This window comes from Vibrio sp. L85 (genome assembly GCF_963871815.1).
In the GTDB taxonomy this organism is placed as follows: Bacteria; Pseudomonadota; Gammaproteobacteria; order Enterobacterales; family Vibrionaceae; genus Vibrio; species Vibrio harveyi.
This window is the reverse complement of record NZ_CAWMYL010000020.1, coordinates 143,848-163,964: the sequence shown is the minus strand read 5'-3', so window position 1 is coordinate 163,964 and position 20,117 is coordinate 143,848. Positions and strand designations below refer to the sequence as shown.

Genomic DNA, 20,117 nt, shown 5'->3' with positions numbered 1-20,117 from the left:
CGCATACTCCATAACAACAGCAAGTGGAAATACTAAAAACCTAACGGATAAGTCGCAAACTCGCCCCAACACACAAACAACACTATCTTGTTGTTATAATTGAACTTATTCGAATATGCACGCCTTTTCTGACGGCAAAGAAAGATTGGTACTTCAACTGAGGTCGGTGATTCTTTCGTGCCGTATCTCTTTGATTCTATTATCTACCACGCGACACTTTCTAAAAAATGAGACACTCCTTTTCAAATAATGAAATTGTCATTTTCACCCACACGGCAAGGATTTTTCCTACAATCCCTTCTCGTTAAATGAGTGCTGAATGGAAGCGGCAAGTAAATTGAAATATAAGGTGAGGCACAAAATATGAATAACGTTCTTATTATCGACGACCAACCGTTATATAGCGAAGCGCTCGCTTCTCTTGTTCAAAACGCTTTCCAAACTGTGAACGTTGTAGAATCAACTGACAGTGCCGAAGTTATGGAGCTCATTCGCAACCAGCCTGTTGACTTGGTTATTTTAGATGTAGTTTTAGGTGACAGAGACGGTATGCGTTTGGCAAAGAACATTCTGGCAACTGGTTATCAAGGAAGAGTCTTATTTATTTCCTCTCGCGATTACAGCAGCTTGTCCAAAGCCGCGTTTGAAATGGGTGCGCATGGGTTTTTAAATAAGAATGAATCGAAAGAGACCATTATGGATGCAATTGTTAGCGTGACGCGTGGTTATTCCATGTTTAAAGCAACGCACAATCAATCAAGCGGTAACGTTGCTTTATCGAACCGTGAAGCAATGGTCTTCCATTATTTGGCTCAAGGCTATTCAAATAAGAAGATTTCTGAACAGCTGTCATTAAGTGCAAAGACCATCAGTACTTATAAGACTCGCATATTGAAGAAATACCATGCCGAGTCCGTTGTAGAGCTACTTAATACACTTCCGCAAGATGAATGCGGCAGCTTGTGCTGCTAAGAAATGACGTACTTCGCGATAGCATCGGTTAATAGCTGATGCATCGAGTTGTAGCGATGAGATTGCTTCATTTGTATCACGACCTTTGGTCGCCCTTGAGGGTAAAAACTCTCCGGTACAGGGATAAAGGTATAACCTTCAATTGGCTTTTGATACTCAAGTAATATTGTCGCTGCAGCCTTGCTTCTTATGACTTTGAGTAGACTCGTGATATTACCAATCGTCGCAACACGGTTTATATTAATCCCACTTTGTTCGAGCGCTCGCTTGGTCACCTGCTCCCTATCCTTCCAACCGGCTAACTCAAGCAAAATGAAATCGAGCTTACACGCGGTTTCTAGATCGTTGATCCCAAGCTCTTCGGGTACCACGATGACAGCTGGCGCATAACCAATAAATTGTTGATGGATGGTTTTTGGATACTCTTCGTTAAAGTAATGCAATTGCATATCTACTTTATCAACCAAGATATCGTCTATTGTGCTATCCGTACTGCTTTCTACATTGATGTAGGCATTAGGAAATAATTCCATTAAATCAATAAGAAGCAGATCACCAAATGACTGTTGTGCTGATTGAGGCAAGCAGATTGAGATGCTTTTCTCGTACGAGAGAGGGTCGAACTCACGGCGAACTAGACAAGATTCTAACTGCCCTAGCGCATCAGTAATTTCTGGTAATTTACGCTTTAGATAATCCGTTGGTTCAAAGTGATGTGCATGGCGGATAAAGAGTTCATCTTCCAATTGAGTACGCAGGCGAGTTAGGTATTTGCTGATAGAGGCTTCGCTCTTGCCCAATGCTTTCGCAACGGGTTTCAATTGACGATGACGCTCCAGTAGCACCAGTATTTTAAGTAGGTTTAGGTCGAGATCTTTATTCACAGCACAGCTACCAAATAGGGTCAGAGATGAAAATTGAGTTCTTTATTTACCTTCAGCCAAATACACAGAAAGCAGCCTAATGAGTAAGGCTGCTTTACTATAGAAGACCAAAGTCACGTTTTGGTCAAGTTTATCAAACTCTTATACCGTTGCTTAATGACATTAAAGTCAGTTAAAGCAATTTTCAGGTTTAAGACACTGTCTTAAGTTAGTTACTTAGCTACTTAACCTACTTGGATACTGAGTTACTTGTTTACTTAGTTACTTAACTACGGTGACGCTTAGATTCATAAAGGTCCTCATCAGCGCGCATGATGACGTTGTTCAGCGTCTCATGTTCAGTGCTCATTGCAATACCAGTACTGACACTCACTTCTACATCCATACTTTTTAAGCGATTTTCTTTCACTGCAGCGCGTAGTTTCTTCGCCAAAATTAACGATTTGCTCTCACTGCAATCGGGTAATATCGCAATAAACTCATCGCCTCCCGTGCGAATAAGATAATCCGTCGACCGAAAGACCTTTTTCATGGAGTCAGCAATTATCGATATGACTTCATCTCCAACGTGGTGCCCAAATTTATCGTTAATTCGTTTAACTCGATCGCCATCAATGGCAATCACAGTAAACGGTGTCATCTTAATCTTGTTCTTAAAAGCCTGTTCTTTGAACACTTTTCGATTAAACAACCCGGTTAGCTCGTCTTTCGTTGCGTCACTGATTGCGTTAGCCAGTTGAATTTTGCTCTCTTTTGACTCTTGCGCTTTTGAATAATACGCAAAGATCACAACAAAAAAGACAAAGAACAAACAGCCAAAATCGATAAGTATCTTGCTAAACGGGTATTTGTACACAATCAGGTTATTATTATCTGCTACGTACGTTTGAGTGTATGCAAACTCAGGCCAAGGATAATGAGGAAAGTACACCACAATGTGCTTATTTCCGTTATTAATATCGACTTTGAGTTGCTTTCCTTCTGCCTTTAGCGAATCGAGAAAGATTTGCTCTCCAAATTCACCAACCAGCTCCCCTTTGAAGTAGACCGGGCTAATAATGCTAAAGGCTCGACTATCCGAATAGGTGGTTTTAAAAGGTTTAGAAATCAGAATACGGTCAGACAACTGATCTTTCCATGCCGCCAACGAACAAGAATTTGTCTCTTTACACCAATCAATATCAAAAGGCTCCGTCAAATCTTGTAGTCCATCAATAGCATTTTCAAGAATCAACTTGTTTCCTGTGTATGAACGAAAATAAAGGACGATATCAATCCGCTCGTAGACATTGGATAGATAACCTTCAGCTTCATGTAGCACTTTACGCGCAACGGCTTCCACAAAGTCTAGCTCGCTCTTTGGATCAAGCTTGTAAATCGCATCTTGAAAGCTGAACTCGGTCGCATCAGTAATCTCCTTAGCCGAAGTTCCTTCATAACGCGCTAGCTCAGACTCCAATAAGAGCCCTAGCATGATGACTTTTTGTTTGGTTTTTGAAATGCCTTGTGTGTAGATTTTAAATTGCTTCGCCTCATGAGAAATGAGCATGGCTCCAATCATGGTCATTGAGGTTACAAACAAAAGCACAGCAAAGAAGAATGACAAATAAACGTTTCTCAGGTTCATTCTTTCTCCTACTACGTACCGAGCACTTTAGAGAGTTCAACGATATTCTTCACATTGTACTTATCCAAAACTCGGCGCTTGTAGGTACTTACCGTCTTATCACTGATCGAGAGTACATCCGCGATGTCTCGATTGGTTTTCCCTTGCAGCAATAACTTCATCACGGCACTCTCACGGCTGGATAACGCTGGTACATTACGATGCTCTTCAACGCTCTGCTTGAATTTGAAAAACGAATAACCTTTGGAAACAGCCTCAATCGCGTCTTTTAAGATTTCGTGGTTTTCTGATTTACATACATAACCATCAGCACCAGAACGAAATGCCATTTGGCTATACATATGACTTGTCTCCGCAGAAAAGAAGATCACTTTTCCTGCAAAACCGTGCGATTTAATGCGCTTGTAGAAATCGTAGCCATCGCAATCAGCGAGATTTACATCCAAAATGAGCAGCCCAATTTGTTGCTCTTTCAATATTTTTAAGGCGTCTTTTGAATTGGTTACCGTTAAAACATCATTTGCAGTGCCTAGGCTCTCGACCAAAGATTTAATGGCAATGCAAACCAGCGGGTGATCATCAAAGATCAGATAGTTCAGTTTATTCATCATGCTTTTATTTCAGTATCGTTATTGCTTCTAATGGCATTGGTTTATCGATGTAATAACCCTGAAATACGTCAACCGTGTATTGGCGCATCGCGTTTAGCGTCGGTTCGTCTTCCACCCCCTCTGCGACAACACTAATGTTTAAGCTTTTTGCGAGTGCACAGATGGCTAATACTATGTTTTTCTTTTTAGGGTCATTGACCAAACCTTGAATGAAAGATCGGTCTATTTTCAGTTCGTTAAAAGGCAGTTGAGCGAGCTTTTCCAACGATGATGATCCCGTACCAAAATCATCAATGCTGACGGTTACTCCACTCATTCGGAATTTAAGTAGGTTCTTGTAAAGTGCGGCATTGGTCTCAAACGTGTCTCGCTCAGTAATTTCTATCGTAAACTGGTCTGGACTGATGCCATGCTCACGGCAACGTTCGATAAAGCGAGTCGCAAATTCCGGATCTTCTAAGTTGTCATGATCAACATTCAGTGAAACATGTAACCTCAGCCCACGGTTCTTCATGTCGTATAACGCATTACTAAACACCGCATCAAACAACTCCGCAGATAAATGGCAGCGCTTCACAATAGAAAGGAAGTTGTACGGAGTTAAAACGCCGTAAATGGGATGAAACCAACGCGCTAAGGCTTCATAGCCTATGATCTCTCCCGTGTTTGCGTCCGCTAGTGGCTGGTAGTAGTTTTTAACTCGCCCCTCAGCCAAAGCAAACAAAAACTCTTGGTCTTGCACGCAAACTTGTTGCTGAAATGAAGTGAATTTCGCTGGTTGAACACCCGACTTGTTGAGCATTTCGACCACTTGCTCTTCATCGTAAGGTTTTAGAAGTTTACCGAGAACCTCGAAACTGAACGATTCGCACATCGCTCTAACGGTGGCGACAATCATCAGTTCCATTGCGCTCACTAACACAACCTTTCCCTGGTAGCCGATTTGGTTGAGCATCATCATCATGTCGACACCATCTTTATTCGGCATCTGCAAATCACAAAAAATAATGTCCACGTCCGATGTTTTGACGTGCTGAATCGCGCTATCAACATTATCGAATGTCGAGACGTCAACCCCATACCGAGATAACATTTGCTTTAGCAAAGTGATTTGCAGTGGATGGTCATCAATCACCATCGCTTTAAGATCTTTATTCATGTGCTTTAATCCAATGTTCTGCAAGGTTGATTTCTTGTTCTATGCGCTCAATAAGGTCGGTGACATGAGCTTCAAACTCACCATCACTGGCCTTCTCGGCTTCAATGCATAACTCCGCTAAAATGGCTACTCCAATGGCGCCAAGCGCGCCTTTTATACCGTGAATAATGCGTTTTTTATCTTGTTTGCTTTTCGCAGCTTTTAGATTTGTCACATCGTGCGTCATTGAGCTTTTAAAAACGTTGGCTATCTCCTTAGCGTCTTGCTTTCTAAATTTCTCAATCCATTCTGGCCACTGTGCCATTTTCTCTTGCCCTAAGAACGGCAGCAGTTTTGACCTTAACTTTTCAAGGTCATAAGGTTTATAAAGAATGTCATCGATGCCAATATGTTTAGCCCGTTCGTTCGCTAAGCGAGAGTCTTCCGCGGTGACACCAATAACAGGAATTGAAGCCAGCTCTGGTGCTGCTTTGAGCTTCTTCACCAACTCAAAACCGTCCATTTCGGGCATGTGAAAATCCGTAAGAACCAACGCCACCTGATGATCGCGATTCACGTATTGCCATGCTTCAAGACCATTACTTACGATGACAGGCTCAATGCCAAGTTCTCGCAGTTGCATCGTGATCACGCTTTGGTTGATCGGGTTATCTTCTGCGACCAAAACAGTGCCGTGCTTCCAATCAAGATTGCTATTCGTGTCTTCCGTTTCAGCTGTCGGCTTTAAGGTGCAATCTTGACGCAGCAACGCCAGTAAGGTATCTGGATACTTGGCTTCTGACGGTGTTAACTCGCAGCTTCCTTTACTGCCACAATCAAGGTTTAGTCCTTGGTATTTCCCTTGCGGTGAAAACTGCCCCACCAAATTTGGCTTCACATCTGTCGACGCCATCCCCCACGCAAGACACCAATCACGGACATTGGCAGGCAACATCGGTGAAAATGTATAAGACAGTGCCGCTTGAGGCTCTGGTTCACAGAAGGTAATAGGCAACTTCACAACCATCGTGGTGCCAAGACCGAACTGGGAATTAATACATAACTCCCCTCCCATGCAGTCCACGAGACGGTCGACAATACTCAAGCCAAGCCCTGTTCCTCCGTACCTGCGCGTAATGGTGTCATCTGCTTGAACAAACGGCTGCAAAATACCTTCGAGTTGCGTTTCCGTCATACCGATACCTGTGTCCGCGATTTTTAAGATCAGTCGCCCTTCATGAACGGCAATGCTGACGCTGATTTCTCCTTCGTTGGTAAACTTAACGGCATTGGAGAGTAGATTGGTCGCGATTTGGACTAAGCGCACTGCGTCCACTTTCAACCATGGATTTAAGAAGGGTTTGAAGGTCACTCGATACTCTAACCCTTTACTGGACGCTTTTGGTTCAAAGCTACGAATCACGTCACACAAGGCGTTTACAGCATGAGTTTTTACTGGCGTCACTTTCAACTGACCAGCTTCTAGCTTGGAATAATCAAGGACTTCATCCACCAGCAGGTTCAAGTGGTTTAGTGAGCGCATCGCTTGGGTGATAAGCTCTTTACTCCCCTCACTGCTGGTCTGACGGTCTAACAAGTCGAGTAGACCATGTGCAGCGGAAAGTGGTGTTCTTAACTCATGGCTCATGGTTGCCAAGAAATTCTCTCGAGAACGAACCGCAGTTTGCGCTTTTTCTTGCGCATCAATTAACGCAAACTCTCGCTCTTTTTGCTCAGTGATATCTTGAAGTACGGTCAGGACAAATTTCTTTTTGCTACTTGGAGAAAGAATGGCTTTACGTTCTCGGTAAACATGCTGAATACCAAGCTTACAGCCATTGGATGCTGTTATATCTGCGATGCGTTTACCTGCAATCACCTGACGCAATTCGATCACATTGTCGACCAAAGGTTTGGCACTTTTTCGACTTTGAATCGTGCAGCCTTTGCAACGATGGTTTTTATATAAAGAGCAATTGCTCATTTGAATTTGGTTATCTTCGCCATGAATAAAAACAATGCTGTTGATTTCTTGAATAATCTCCATCAACCACTGCTTCTCTTTCTCCTCATTCGTTGCGTTTAGCTCTGCCAAATTGACTTTGAGCTTAAGGTGCGCCAACACGAAATACGCAACCGCCAAGAGGATCACAAACACAACCACAACAATCAGTATCATGGTGAAGATATGTTCTTCATCGTAACCGTAGACGAGATTGAAGTTTCGGTAAGTTCTATTAAGCTTTTCTATCTCTTTGGCATCAATGGTATCAATGATGCTGTCGAGTATTTTCTTTAGCTTGGTGTTATGGTCCGCTACCGCAAAAGCAATCGACAAGGTCAGCGTATCTTTTTCACTGATCAGCAACCCATCAATGTTGTCCTGCGCGATCATGCTATGCACGATGTCATCAGGGATATACGCAACTTCAATCTTGCCCTGTTTGAGATCAGTCAACAGTTGCCTAAGGTCTTCATAGCGAGTAAAGCGCTCTTCCTTCCATGAGTCGAGATTGACCAAACCTTGTTTTTTTAAACTCATTAGAATGCCAGATCGCGCGTCGTGTGCGGGATGCTCTTTCGGGTCCAATGCTTCTATTGCAACAAAGTTGTTGTGCATGAACGGCTTGGTGACTAACCAATCTGATAAGGGTGGATTCTCTACATAAGCCACAGGAACTAAGTCGGCATTGAACGCCGTCAATCCACTGTTTAAGCTGCTGCTAGGCTTTTGATATTCGAACTTCAAGCCAGTGCGAGACTGGATCAAATCGATAAAATCAGGCAGAAATCCGTCCAACTCATCGGTGTGAGGGTTTCTAAATAAGAAAGGAAACGCTTCTTCACTGCTGCTGTAGGTAATGATTTGCTTGTTTTCTAAATCTCTTCGGTATTCCACCAGCAGTTTGTCGTTGACATGATATGGGTTCGTAGACGCAACCGAGCGAATGTTTTTACCATTGCGTTCCCAGCTTAAAATTTTGTTAATACGGTCAACAAGCGCTTGGTTTGATTTGGAAGCTATAAATCTCGATTCTTCTTCATTCAGCCAACTGGGAATATCAACCGCACCATTGACAATGTCGTTCTCGTCTAAATATTGGTTGATAGCAACGTAACTTGAGATCAAAGCGTTTGCGCGACCGCCTCTGACTTCTTCAAAGGCTTTAAGGCGACTTTCCACTGTGCGGACTTTCGTTGCCCCCATGTCTTCGAGGTATTCACAGTAAACGGTGCCGATAACACAAGCCCATTGGAGTTCTCGTGGATCACGTTGGTAATAGCTGTCTTCACGATACCAAACCGCAATGGTGCTAGAGAAAAAAGCATCCGAGAAGATAAAGCGAGATTCTCTGTCCGGCGACTTACTAAAACCAACAGCACCGTCTATCGTGCCATTCTCAATATCAGCGAACAGTTCTGGAATCGTATTGTATGAACGTAACTCAAGTTCAAGATTGAGCACTTTGGCGATGTTAGTCAGGTAATCGAGGTTGATCCCATAATAAGTGCCAATTTTGTTGCCGATTTCTGGATCTTCTGAGCGTAGCGCTATCACACCGACAAGCACGGTTTCACTAGACTCATCGCTAGCAAAGGAATATGACGGAGAGGTTGTGCCGATAAATGCGACAAAAAGTATGACGGTTTTTCTTAAAATGCTGAACATAACGACTTCCACAACTTGGGAGATCAGACTAATTTGCACAGCATAAATGTCAAACTTCGACAATTTTTGAATTGTGTTTACTTCATTGTTATAAAAGCATTTTTTTGATTTTAGTCAGGACATTCTGACAAGATTATCCACCTTGGACTACAACATATTTGGGTAGGATATCCCATCATTAAACTGAAATGTGCTGTTCAACAACTAAACAGCTCAACGTTTATCGCATGCTCAACAAATTGCGCAATATAAAAAACCATGCAAAAAAACCGGTCAGCCAAAAGCTAAACCGGTTTTTACGCATATGACACCCTTGCCTACTTAGCCGTTTTACTTAGTCACTATACAAAGGGAACTGTTCAAAGGCACGTCGATACGTTACATACTCATTCGAGCTCCAAAGCCTTAGCTCTTCTGGATCGTAGTCATATACTTCTTTGTGAGAGGCGTTGAGAGAACTCGTATTGTTCTCAGCAATTTGGTCACCAAAGATCTGTGCTACATCAAACATTTTTTCTAATTCATCACCTTCAAACTTACCAATCGCACTGTTTTGAGCTGTTTGTAGGCGAGTTAGAGAGTTACACTTACGCTTCATATGATCTTCATCGGACTCACCATCCACCTTAAAGCGCAGACATTTGTTGCCATCTTCTTCGTACTCTTCAAACATTTTGTCAAACATAGTAAAACGTGCAAAACCTGTTGTATCTCGAAGGGCTACAAGTGCATCTTTATCACCAATTGCAATGATACGGGCTTCATTGCGGTCACGTGTATTTTTAAATACAGACAATGCATTTCGAACGCGATATGGCAAACTATTTAGTTTCTCAACACGAGCTTTTTGCTCATCTTGGTACAAAGCACGTGAAGCAACCGCATTAGCTAACGAGTTACGTGAGTTCAAGGAGTAATTCATACCCTTCCATGTAAAGTTAATACCGTTCGGATCTGCGGTTGCACTGTTCGCTAGGTTGATCGCAATTGAATCACTTAGCCCACGTACAGAGTCACCCAACCCGTACTCATTGGCACGATTGTACTTCATCAAGTTTGCTAGCAAAGTACCGAAGTAAGGGACAACCGAGTCTTGTGGCGACCCTTCCGTCCAATATTCGAATGCTTCTTGTCCGCCCATGACAAAATAACGTTTCATTGGCCACAAGTATGATGGAACCGCCTCGATTGTTTGAGTCAAACTCGGCTGGTAGCGAAGCACCGTTTCAACGTAATCACCATTACCATCAACGAATATCGCTTGACGCGCTTCAGGTCGACCCGCTAAATCAGATAGGTGCGTATACAGTTTAGTGATCTTGTCTGACAGATCAATCAGCGCCAAGCTTGAGTTTTCTGTGGCAATGTAAGGCGAATCACGACGAACCAACATTTGTGCAGCTAGCAGTTTGTCTGGCCACACGCCCAATAAGTCTACTGAGTTAGAAGCTGTCTGATATGGATTATTTGCTTTTAAGCTCGACCAAATATGACCATCACGCGTTTCTGAGCGCATCACGATTTCGTTGGCTTGCTTTTTAAGTATTTGAACGAGTTCCTCATCGAAACAGCTAGTTGGAACATCGCGGTTCAGTGACATACCCGTTTGGTATGTCAGCCAAAGGTCAGACAATTTTGCGAAGCGATAACGATTAGGTACACCATCAATACCACTTAGCTCTTCAAGCTCACAAACTTTATCTGGTGCTGTCAGTACATCTAAGAAGAAGTCAGCAGCTAAGTTTGCCGCATTGTATGTATCACAGATAGGACGGAGCCCTGCTGACATACTGTCTAGCGGTTTAGGGTTTCCACGCCAATCTAAGCAATTGTTTTCTGCAATCTCCTCAAACACTTGCCCCTTGTTATTGGTGGTATTAGCACCAATGTAGCGTGCGAAGACAAAATCGATCTCACCAACATTTTCGACTATGTCACGTATCTTTTGGAATTCATACATACGTTGCCAAAAGTATTCGTATTGGTGATATTGAGAGAAAAAGTCACGACCATTTCGACGGTTCGCCGTTTCGTAACTGTCGTAGTAACGCTGAATTCGGAATTCAGTGATCTCTGTTAGCGATGTGCCCTCATCAAAACGATCACACGTTAAGCTTGTTGTCGTATGTTCATCTGTACAAAAACGGTAGCTCGCCAACTCAGGTATATCGTCAGTACCCACATTCGCACGCAAGTGAGCAATTACGCCTGTAGGATAGGTGTTGTAATCCTCGCTCATCTTGCGATCGTATTCTGCAAGTGAGTATGTCTTACGAACTTGGGCACCCGTCTTATCTCGAACTGATTCACCAATAAACTCATTGGTTTCGATTTCACGGGCATAGGCAAACTTTAGAGCCGCTTTATCGTATTTACCAAACACCAACAACTCATCAAAAATTGATGCACCGTAGTCCATGATCGAGCTGTAAGCCGCAGGTTTAGCTTGATGACCAAGGCTGCTGTTTGCTAGCTCATCAGCTGTGTAGAAATGCGCCTTATCTACTGAACCCATAAAGTTATGTCTTAAACCTAAATTGTGTCCAAGCTCATGGATCAATGTAGACTTAAACATATGCTCAGAGATCGCTTCACTGGCTAACTTTTGTTGCTCTAAACTCAATTCACTCCATTTTTTCATGGTGTTTTGCTTGGCATCAGCAAAATAACCACCATCAGCGTAGTCGATACCAGAAATCAAACCTTTCGCATTGGTACTTAACCACATAGCGTCTTCACTATAAACGTTCTGCTCTGAGAATCGCTTAAGCATATCTTGGCGCTTGTAGAAGGTTTGTAGAGCGAGCTCTTTATTGTCCACATCGAACTTATGATCTAGGTCTGCTTTAGGCACTTCATTTACAAACGTACCTTCTCCAACAAAAGCCATTTCATCTTCAGTCACTTGGGGTACGAACTGATCTGGACCGCGGTCAGCCGTGATCATGTCGTTAAACACATCAATGTCAGTGCGCTCAGCGACCACAGGTGCGGTATCGCTGTCAGCATCGCCACTATCTGTCGCAGTGTCATCTTTCGGTGCAAGCTTAGCGATTTCTTGACGATTATAACGCATAGCTAAGTCGTCCCAGTAACGACGAGTAGTGGTACGAATAACACCAAGGTATTGGTTAACATGGGCATGAATGATTTCACCCGTTAACGGGTTAGTTGCAGATGGACCGTAACCCAACAAGCCATTGTCAACTGGTTCATCAATCAAGTTGAAAACGTTGTAACGTAGGTCACCAGATTTAATACCTGCTTTCTCTTTGGTATTGACGATTCTGATTGGTGGTACACCAGTTCCTTCGAGTGACTCGTTAACTTCTTTCATCGTGTCAATAGTCAGCTGACGGTAGACTTCATTACCTTCATCAAAGTAAGTATCACTTAGGTAATAATCGATCGATTCAAGATTTGGGTTAAAACGGTTAATGTAAGCAAAACGTGAGCCTTGAACATCGCTCTCACCTGTGTGTGTTTTCACTGCCTTGCTGTCATTAAAGAAGCCGTAATACGCGCTATCTTGCCCTTGATAATAAACAGGTTTGTAATTAGGGCTTGCTAGTTTATCCAGCTTGACAAGAGAGTAGAAAAAACGAGTCTTGAATGACAAGTTTTCTAAACCGCCGAACTTATATTGATCATCCGGGTTTGCTGTATATGTACGCTCAATTTCGACGTTAATTACACCCTCTTCCGGGTTGTATTCGTATGAGATAACACGTGGATCGGCACTCTCTGCTACGTTGCTCGCGGTGTACCAAGTGCTAAGCGTGTCTTCCGATAACGATTCAATATTCTCGTAATCCGGAATGAAGTGTGTCGCAGTCGACCAATCGACGTTCTCGTCTCTATTGATCTCTTCCTTGTTGGTACATTCACCGTAACCATTTTCAGCACAACGATACTGCCTGAATTCACCTGGAATTTTCAATACTGGTACGCGGTTGATTTCGGAGTCCCAACGACTAGGTTCCAGAGAATCAACTTTGTCACGGTCAAGCGCTTCGACGTAAATACCATTGGTTTCGTCAAAACGTAGCTTCACTAATTTTGGATCGCCTTGAAAAAAACCACGCTGCGTTAAAGCGTAACGCGGTGCTTCACCAGTTGAAGGCATGTACATCCACAACGATTCTGTATCTAGAGATTGAACTGTCACCTCTTTTGCGGATCTTTCAACTGTGTCATAAGCGCGATCCTCGGCTCCACATCCACTGAGTCCAGCAGCGATGCTTGCTACAATTATTGTTTTTCTAAACATAATGTCCCTGTATTTATAGTTATATCGTTTCTTAAGTAACGATGTCTTTTTATTAATTAGCTATCTCGCTAAAACTGATAATTAACCACTGCGTAATAGGTCATCTTTTTTAAATCAATCAGATCATTCAGCGGGTTTTGCCCTTTATCTGGATTGTAATAACCTACACTGTTTGTCATACCAACTGACATAGAAATGCTCTCTGTCATTTGGTAACCAATTTCTTCTCCATGTAAAATAGTCGGATCCAGTGAGTTACCTTGATAATTCCACGACTGCCTCGGCATTAAGAAAATATTGAAGTAAAAGTCGTCTGCAAATGCATAATCCACAGAAAATTGATTACTCAGCCTATACTCAATCAACTGATAACCACCAGCGGTTTTGTATTCATGGAAGTTTTTTCGTAGCAGAACTGTATTGCTAAGCGTCAGACCGTCTAACCACTCATCAAATGCAGCACTCCACCGAAGTTTTAAACGTGTTCCAAACTGAAGGTCATTTCTTTTAGAAGACTTTGAGGTTGGAAATATCGCTCTAATTTCACCGCTTACCGATGAACCTTCTGTCGGATTAAACAATCCGTTGTAAGCCCATGATAACGAGGTGTCATTCCAGAACTGACCGCGAGTACCATAAACATCTCCATCCTGTTGGTGATATCCAGATACCACGAGTTGCAACCTAGATTTGTCAGAAACCGCATAGCGTAATACGCCCGTAGCCGAAGCTGAACGATTAGCTAAGTAAGCACTGTCTTCGTAGCCATTACGCGAATAATCGGCACTCACATATCCTGACCATGCGCTCTTTTTGTCACTCTCGTCCCACTCATCATTCAAGTTGTTTGCGAGCACAAAAGAGGGCGTTGCCAAAAATAGAATTGGCAATACTTTTGTTTTATTCATACTGTCCTTCTGCTATTTAAATCCGTTTGTCTTTTTAATAGTTATTAGCCACCTGACTTATATTTTTTATTCGTTGTGAAGGGTGTGTAATTGGAATAGCGGATAACAACTCTTTCGTATATTCATTCTTTGGTGATGAATATACTTCTTTCGCGGTTCCCATTTCGACAACTTTCCCTTTTTTCATTACTGCTACGTGGTCTGAAATATGTTTAACCACCGACAAGTCGTGTGAGATAAATATGATTGATAGGTTCATCTCTTTTTGTATCTTTAGCAGTAAATTCAATATCTGAGCTTGCACCGACACATCCAAAGCCGATACTGACTCATCACAGATAAGTAGTTTTGGCTTAAGTGCGATTGCTCTAGCGATACCGATACGCTGTCTTTGGCCACCAGAAAACTCATGAGGATAACGATTCACTGCAGTGTGCGGCAAACCGATCTTGTCGAGTAGTTCCAATACCCATCGTTTTCTTTCTGCTGGTGTACCAATACCATGAATCTTATAGGGCTCTTCTAAGATACCACCTACAGTGTGTCTTTGATTTAGTGACTCCAATGGGTCTTGAAACACAATCTGCATCTCGCGTCGAAGCGGTCTCATCTGCTTCGAGTTCAAATGCGTTATCTCTTTTCCTTCGAAGAAAATCTTACCTTCCGTCGGCTCGTACAGTTTGAGAATAGTGCGACCAAGTGTGCTTTTACCGCAGCCAGACTCACCCACTAGTCCGAGCGTTTGGCCTTGCTCTAAACTAAATGAAACATCATCTACTGCTTTGATCACATAACCTTTTTTGAAGACCCCCTTACCCGTTAGGTAATACTGTTTTAACCCTTCAATTCTTAGTAGCTCAGCCATTACGATGCCCCCTGGTATTCAGGGAAAAGTGAAAGATCAATAGGAACAACCTGTATCGCTTGTTTGGACTCTGAATCTGAGTCAGGTATCAGACTAAGCAATCTCTTGGTATAAGGATGTTTTGGGTAATCGAAGAGCTCGAACACATCAGCGTTTTCGACAATACGTCCGTCATACATCACGGCAACGTCATCACAGATCTCAGCCACAACACCTAAGTCATGTGTAATGAAAATCATCGCCATGCCTGTCTCTTCCTGAAGCTCCTTCATTAACTTTAGGATTGAGGCTTGAACCGTCACATCCAACGCCGTCGTCGGTTCATCACAGATAAGCACATCAGGCTTACAAGCAAGAGCCATTGCGATCATCACTCGCTGTCTCATACCACCAGAAAGGTTATGCGGGTACTCTTGAAACCTAAGCTCTGGCATAGGAATTTTTACTTTTTCCAGCAAGCCGATCGAGTAATCCACCTTTTCTGCTTTAGACATATGACTATGGTGCAGGTCAAGTACTTCCACCAACTGATTACCAACCGTTTGAACTGGGTTAAGTGCCGTCATTGGGTCTTGGAATATGATTGAGATGCGGTTACCACGCATCTGGTACAAATCCCTTTCGACCATCTTGGTCAGATCCGTATCGCGATACCAAATCTCACCTTTAGTTATCTGCCCGTATGGTTTAGGTAACAGTCCCATGATCGACATTGATGTAACGCTCTTTCCACTACCCGACTCCCCAACTAAGCCCAAAGTTCTACCTGCTCGCACGTCAAATGAGACACCCTTTAAGATCTTGACGGTACCTTCATCGGTGCTGAACTCCACCTCTAAATCGCGTACCTTTAGTACTGTTTGTTGCTTCATTTAGTATTTCGTCCTATAACCTGTAACGCTCGTCAATCACAGTGACAGGTTCGAAAGTTTCGCCCTCTTTATAAGCCAGCTGAGTTTGTTGTTTTAATTCGGTATCAATCCAGAAATTGCTGGTACCTAAAATGTTGAACATCGCACCAGTTTTCTTAGTCATCGGGTTATTGGGGTACTTGACCCAGCGCCAGTGTGCATCACGCGTATAAGGGACCATGTAGCCAGGCACAATCACAAAGGCATTTGAGATTAATTTCTGTATCTCTCTCGACAGTTGATATTTCTTATCGGCATCAAACTCGGAGTTGAATGCCTCAATCTCACGATCCAACTCTAACGAACTGTAGTTCGTATGGTTGTTGGTCTGGACCCGGTTTGCATTGCTAGAGTGGAAGTACTCTTTATATGCTGGTAACTCTCCGCCACCCATATTTAAAAATGCCAGTTGATGTTTTTTCTCTAAGATATATTTGAATGCTGCCGAACCATCCACCAAGTTCAGATTAAGCTCTAATCCTGCTAACTTGGCTTGCTCTTTTAGATACGCAATACGAGGCGTCCAAATATTGTAACCGTAGGTAATTTTGAAGCTGAGGCGCTCACCGTTTTTATTGACTCGAATACCGTCAGGACCGATGTTGGTAAAACCAGCCGCTTCGAAATAACCGATAGCTAGCTCTGGTTCGAACGCAGGTGCCTTCGCATCTGGCAGGTCGTAATCGCCATGACCATAGCCCATTGCATGAGGCTTGCGTGAGTAGTCACCGCGAAGTACATTCTTGATCATGCCGTCAAAGTCTGTTGCGAAAGTGATCCCTTTACGAACGTTAATGTCACTTAGTAGCGGCATCGAGGTGTTCATCCACAAACCACCCGCACCTTGCGATGTTTGGTTAAAGCCCCAAAACTTTTGAATGTAGCCTTTCGCAAAGGGGGCTGAATCCGTCTTCTCATGCCACAATTGCGGAAGTACCATGGTAAAGGTGTCCAACTTTCCCTTCTCAAAGTGTTTACGTGCAATATCTGAATCGCGAATCACCTTGATGCGCAATTTGTCGACATTAAAGCGGTTCTGATAATACTTGTTGCCATATCCCCACCAATTGTCACCTACATGTTTGAAAGTAATACTGCGACCTTTGTTGATCTTTGAGATGTAGTAAGGTGATGTCGTTGGCTCCGCTTTGAAGTTGTATTTGCGAACAAAGTTGTCGTCCATACCATCGCCGTTTTGGTCATTGATATTGGCAAAGTAATGCTGCGGGCGCGGCTGTAACCCGTGATTTGGTGTGTTAAGTAGCACCATCAGTTCATCATTACTCTTTGGCTCAGAGACTGTGATAGAGATCGTGTAGTCATCGAATTTCTCAACGCTTGCGATAGTGTTTCTGAAGAAATCGTTGTACCAAGGATCAATAATGTCTTTAGAGCGGTAGTACGTTAGCATGAACAGGTAATCATCTGCCGTTACCATTTCACCATCAGACCATTTGACTTTAGGATTCAATTTGAAGTAAGCGGTTTTGTAGTCATCAGAAAACGCCCACTCATCAGCGAGTTGAGGGATCCACTTCCCCGTATTTGGGTGACGTTGAGCAAGCTTTGGCGTGCCATCCATAATGTAAAAGCGAATGCCGGAGTTCGCGTCAGGCCCCACAGAGCGCAAAGTTTGAGGAAAACTCAGCATATAGCTACGCAGAGTTCCGCCACGTTTAGCCTCGTCCGATGCAAAAACAGGATCTTGCCAATTGCTTTGCCATTGCAGGTCACTCGGCAACTCGGCTGCCTGAACCAAGCCGCTGAGCAACAGTGAAATAAGTGCAAATCTATACATGATTACTTCCTTGTTTCTATCTATATAGAGTGTATTTTTTCGGGTCGAAGGCGGTGCGAATAGCTTCACCAATGAAGGTCACCATTACCAACACAGAAACAATCGCTGTTACCACAGACACCACAATCCAAGGTGAATCTAAATTCGACTTACCTTGTTGCAACAGCTCTCCCCAACTTGGCGTTGGTGGAATAAGACCTAGCCCCAGATAATCCAACGCAGTTAGAGCAGTTATGTTCGCTGCAATAGTGAAAGGAGCTAGCGTCACAATCATCACCATGGTATTGGGCAAGATATGGTGGAAGATGATCCTAGCAGTGGAAGCACCTAAAGCTTTGGCAGCCAACACGTACTCTCGTGCTGACTCCTTGTATGTCATGGTTCGCATATACCAAGTGATACCCATCCAACTGAATGCCACGTTGATCAGAACAAACAACATAAAGGTGGGTTGCGCTATAGAGACCAAAATCATAATCACGTAGAGGAACGGTACCATAGACCAAGTTTCAATTAGCCTCTGCACCACTAAATCGAATTTCCCGCCAAAGAAACCCATCGCACACCCAACCGTGACACCAATGACGTAGGCGATACTCATTGTCAGCAATGCAAAACCCATCGCCGTTCGAAAGCCGTAAACCAAACGTGCGAGAATGTCGCGACCAATAACATCGGTACCTAGGTAGTGTTGCGCTTCAAAATCCGGAGCATTCGGCGGAAAGCTACCTGAAAAGTCCTGCTCAAACGCATTCCAAGGAACTAATGGCAATAACACAAAGTCACCATTGTTCTCATATTCAAAGTTCTGTTGAAGATCGCGATAATTGGTTTCTGCCGCATAGTCCAAACCAAAGTTGCTACCCGAATACACATCCGAGAAGATTGGGAAGAAGTACTCACCTTGGTAACGAACGACTAGCGCTTTACTATTGATGAGTACTTCTGCACACAGAGACAAAATCAATAGTGCCGACAACAACATAAGTGACCAGTAACCACGCTTGATCTCCTTGAAGCGCTTGATTTGTTTCCTGGTCAACGGATTGAGAGTGAATAGATTTAATCGAGACATGATTACGCTCCAAACTTCACGCGAGGATCGACAAGCGCAACGCACACATCAGATAAAATATTGCCAAATAGCAGCACCAATGCGTTAATCGCAACAATGCCCATTACTACTGGGTAATCACGCTCTACAATCGACTCGTAACCAAGCAGACCTATCCCATTGATATCGAATATCACCTCAATTAAGAATGAGCCCGTCATGAAAAACAGTAACGAGTTGCCAAAGTGACTTGCAATTGGAATCAAGCTATTACGAAGTGCATGCTTACGAATTGCTTGTCTAAATGGCAGACCTTTAGCAATCGCTGTTCGAATGTAATCCGAAGAAAGGTTTTCCATCAGGTTGTTTTTCATCGTCATGGTCAACGTAGCGAAATCACCAATTAAGTAACAAATTAAAGGCAATACTGCGTGCCAAAGAATGTCCGTCACCTGCTCAGAAAGTGTGGTGAAATCATCAAAGTCGTCATCGACAAATCCCCCCATAGGGAACCACTCTAGGTGATAGCTGAACAATGTGATAAGTAGCACACCAACTACGTAACCCGGTAGAGCATATCCAACGAAAATCATGATCGACGAAACGGAGTCAAAAACACTACCGTGCTTTAATGCTTTGTAATAACCAAGCGGGATCGAAATGAAGTAACTAATAAAGAAAGTGATACCGCCATACATCGCAGACACTGGCAACCTCTCGAAGATCATCTCAGTTACTGGCTCGTAGTAACGAGTCGATTCACCTAAGTCGAATTGAACCAAACGATACAACCAATCAACGTAAGCTTCTGTTACTGGCTTGTCTAAACCATAAAACTTGTTTAAGTCTGCCAACTGCTCTTCAGATAACGCAGAGTTTTGTCCCACTACAGCACTAACCGAAGCGCCATCACCTTGTGGCTGCATATTTGCCAACATGCGCTCCACCGGACCTCCCGGCACAAAGCGAGTAATTGCGAAGATAAGTATTGTGATCCCTAGAAACGTCGGTACAACTAACGCGAAACGTTTCAATAAATATGCAACCATTTTATTTCGTCAAACTCTATTTATAACAACTGCACATCAATATAATTAATGATAAAACGTAGTCAAATGGTTACATTTGCGTACATAGGAATACAAAAGACTCTAGATGATTAACAAAGAAACAAAAGCAACATCGTTACTCAAGCGCTCATTTTAAGCTTCAAAGTCGCTCCATCAGATTTTAGTTTGAGCTATTTAGGAAGTATGTAATGACGTTTTAAATTGAGCTTTTTTCTGTATTTTGATAGTTACTCACTCTAGAGTATCCGATTACTGATTAGTTAATTGGGGATAAATTTAGGTCAGCTTGATCGGTCGAGATATTGGGGGGCGGAATATGATCTCAAAACATAATAAATG

General features: G+C 43.0%; 13 protein-coding genes. 1 reads left to right on the top strand and 12 read right to left on the bottom strand.

Annotation, left to right across the window (positions count from 1 at the left end; translation table 11 throughout):
- Positions 1-363 precede the first annotated feature (363 nt).
- Positions 364-972, top strand: coding sequence for a response regulator transcription factor (locus AACR11_RS03955; protein WP_029789547.1), 609 nt, complete (start codon positions 364-366; stop codon positions 970-972).
- Here the strand turns inward: AACR11_RS03955 and AACR11_RS03950 are convergent.
- The 12 genes from AACR11_RS03950 to AACR11_RS03895 all read right to left on the bottom strand — a co-directional run bounded on the left by AACR11_RS03950 (position 969) and on the right by AACR11_RS03895 (position 19,757).
- Positions 969-1,856 carry a LysR family transcriptional regulator gene (locus AACR11_RS03950; protein ID WP_005449401.1) on the bottom strand — a complete coding sequence of 296 codons (888 nt, stop codon included), beginning with the start codon at positions 1,854-1,856 and terminating at the stop codon, positions 969-971. The genes AACR11_RS03955 and AACR11_RS03950 overlap by 4 nt on opposite strands.
- A gap of 265 nt (positions 1,857-2,121) precedes the next feature.
- On the bottom strand, positions 2,122-3,483 hold the full coding sequence (locus AACR11_RS03945) for a GGDEF domain-containing protein (RefSeq protein WP_079325549.1): 1,362 nt from the start codon (positions 3,481-3,483) through the stop codon (positions 2,122-2,124).
- Between the two features lie 11 nt (positions 3,484-3,494).
- Positions 3,495-4,094, bottom strand: a complete 600-nt coding sequence (locus AACR11_RS03940) for a response regulator transcription factor (protein WP_005449405.1) — start codon at positions 4,092-4,094, stop codon at positions 3,495-3,497.
- A gap of 4 nt (positions 4,095-4,098) precedes the next feature.
- Positions 4,099-5,253 carry an EAL domain-containing response regulator gene (locus AACR11_RS03935; protein WP_029789545.1) on the bottom strand — a complete coding sequence of 385 codons (1,155 nt, stop codon included), beginning with the start codon at positions 5,251-5,253 and terminating at the stop codon, positions 4,099-4,101.
- Positions 5,246-8,902, bottom strand: coding sequence for an ATP-binding protein (locus AACR11_RS03930; protein ID WP_029789543.1), 3,657 nt, complete (start codon positions 8,900-8,902; stop codon positions 5,246-5,248). The genes AACR11_RS03935 and AACR11_RS03930 overlap by 8 nt, the downstream gene beginning before the upstream one ends.
- A gap of 334 nt (positions 8,903-9,236) precedes the next feature.
- Entirely contained in the window at positions 9,237-13,172 is a 3,936-nt protein-coding gene (locus tag AACR11_RS03925; protein WP_079325547.1) for a zinc-dependent metalloprotease, read from the bottom strand.
- A gap of 68 nt (positions 13,173-13,240) precedes the next feature.
- Positions 13,241-14,080: a hypothetical protein gene (locus tag AACR11_RS03920; protein WP_029789541.1), complete on the bottom strand. Its 840-nt coding sequence runs from the start codon at positions 14,078-14,080 to the stop codon at positions 13,241-13,243.
- Positions 14,081-14,114: 34 nt separating this feature from the next.
- Complete coding sequence (locus tag AACR11_RS03915; RefSeq protein WP_079325545.1) at positions 14,115-14,945, bottom strand: ABC transporter ATP-binding protein; 831 nt, start codon at positions 14,943-14,945, stop codon at positions 14,115-14,117.
- On the bottom strand, positions 14,945-15,817 hold the full coding sequence (locus tag AACR11_RS03910) for an ABC transporter ATP-binding protein (protein ID WP_050558520.1): 873 nt from the start codon (positions 15,815-15,817) through the stop codon (positions 14,945-14,947). The genes AACR11_RS03915 and AACR11_RS03910 overlap by 1 nt, the downstream gene beginning before the upstream one ends.
- A 13-nt stretch (positions 15,818-15,830) precedes the next feature.
- Positions 15,831-17,654, bottom strand: coding sequence for an extracellular solute-binding protein (locus AACR11_RS03905; RefSeq protein WP_017817593.1), 1,824 nt, complete (start codon positions 17,652-17,654; stop codon positions 15,831-15,833).
- Positions 17,655-17,670: 16 nt separating this feature from the next.
- Positions 17,671-18,729 (bottom strand): ABC transporter permease, encoded by a 1,059-nt coding sequence (locus AACR11_RS03900; protein ID WP_029789537.1) that lies wholly within the window; start codon positions 18,727-18,729, stop codon positions 17,671-17,673.
- A 2-nt stretch (positions 18,730-18,731) separates the two neighbouring features.
- The gene (locus AACR11_RS03895) at positions 18,732-19,757 is read right to left on the bottom strand and encodes an ABC transporter permease subunit (protein WP_029789536.1); all 1,026 of its coding nucleotides are present in this window, start codon (positions 19,755-19,757) and stop codon (positions 18,732-18,734) included.
- Positions 19,758-20,117: the final 360 nt, after the last annotated feature.

Bases quoted from the DNA above. Each gene is read 5' to 3' on its own strand.
- AACR11_RS03955 (WP_029789547.1), top strand. From the start codon at position 364: ATGAATAACGTTCTTATTATCGACGACCAACCGTTATATAGCGAAGCG.
- AACR11_RS03945 (WP_079325549.1), bottom strand. From the start codon at position 3,483: ATGAACCTGAGAAACGTTTATTTGTCATTCTTCTTTGCTGTGCTTTTG.
- AACR11_RS03940 (WP_005449405.1), bottom strand. From the start codon at position 4,094: ATGATGAATAAACTGAACTATCTGATCTTTGATGATCACCCGCTGGTT.
- AACR11_RS03935 (WP_029789545.1), bottom strand. From the start codon at position 5,253: ATGAATAAAGATCTTAAAGCGATGGTGATTGATGACCATCCACTGCAA.
- AACR11_RS03930 (WP_029789543.1), bottom strand. From the start codon at position 8,902: ATGTTCAGCATTTTAAGAAAAACCGTCATACTTTTTGTCGCATTTATC.
- AACR11_RS03925 (WP_079325547.1), bottom strand. From the start codon at position 13,172: ATGTTTAGAAAAACAATAATTGTAGCAAGCATCGCTGCTGGACTCAGT.
- AACR11_RS03920 (WP_029789541.1), bottom strand. From the start codon at position 14,080: ATGAATAAAACAAAAGTATTGCCAATTCTATTTTTGGCAACGCCCTCT.
- AACR11_RS03915 (WP_079325545.1), bottom strand. From the start codon at position 14,945: ATGGCTGAGCTACTAAGAATTGAAGGGTTAAAACAGTATTACCTAACG.
- AACR11_RS03910 (WP_050558520.1), bottom strand. From the start codon at position 15,817: ATGAAGCAACAAACAGTACTAAAGGTACGCGATTTAGAGGTGGAGTTC.
- AACR11_RS03905 (WP_017817593.1), bottom strand. From the start codon at position 17,654: ATGTATAGATTTGCACTTATTTCACTGTTGCTCAGCGGCTTGGTTCAG.
- AACR11_RS03900 (WP_029789537.1), bottom strand. From the start codon at position 18,729: ATGTCTCGATTAAATCTATTCACTCTCAATCCGTTGACCAGGAAACAA.
- AACR11_RS03895 (WP_029789536.1), bottom strand. From the start codon at position 19,757: ATGGTTGCATATTTATTGAAACGTTTCGCGTTAGTTGTACCGACGTTT.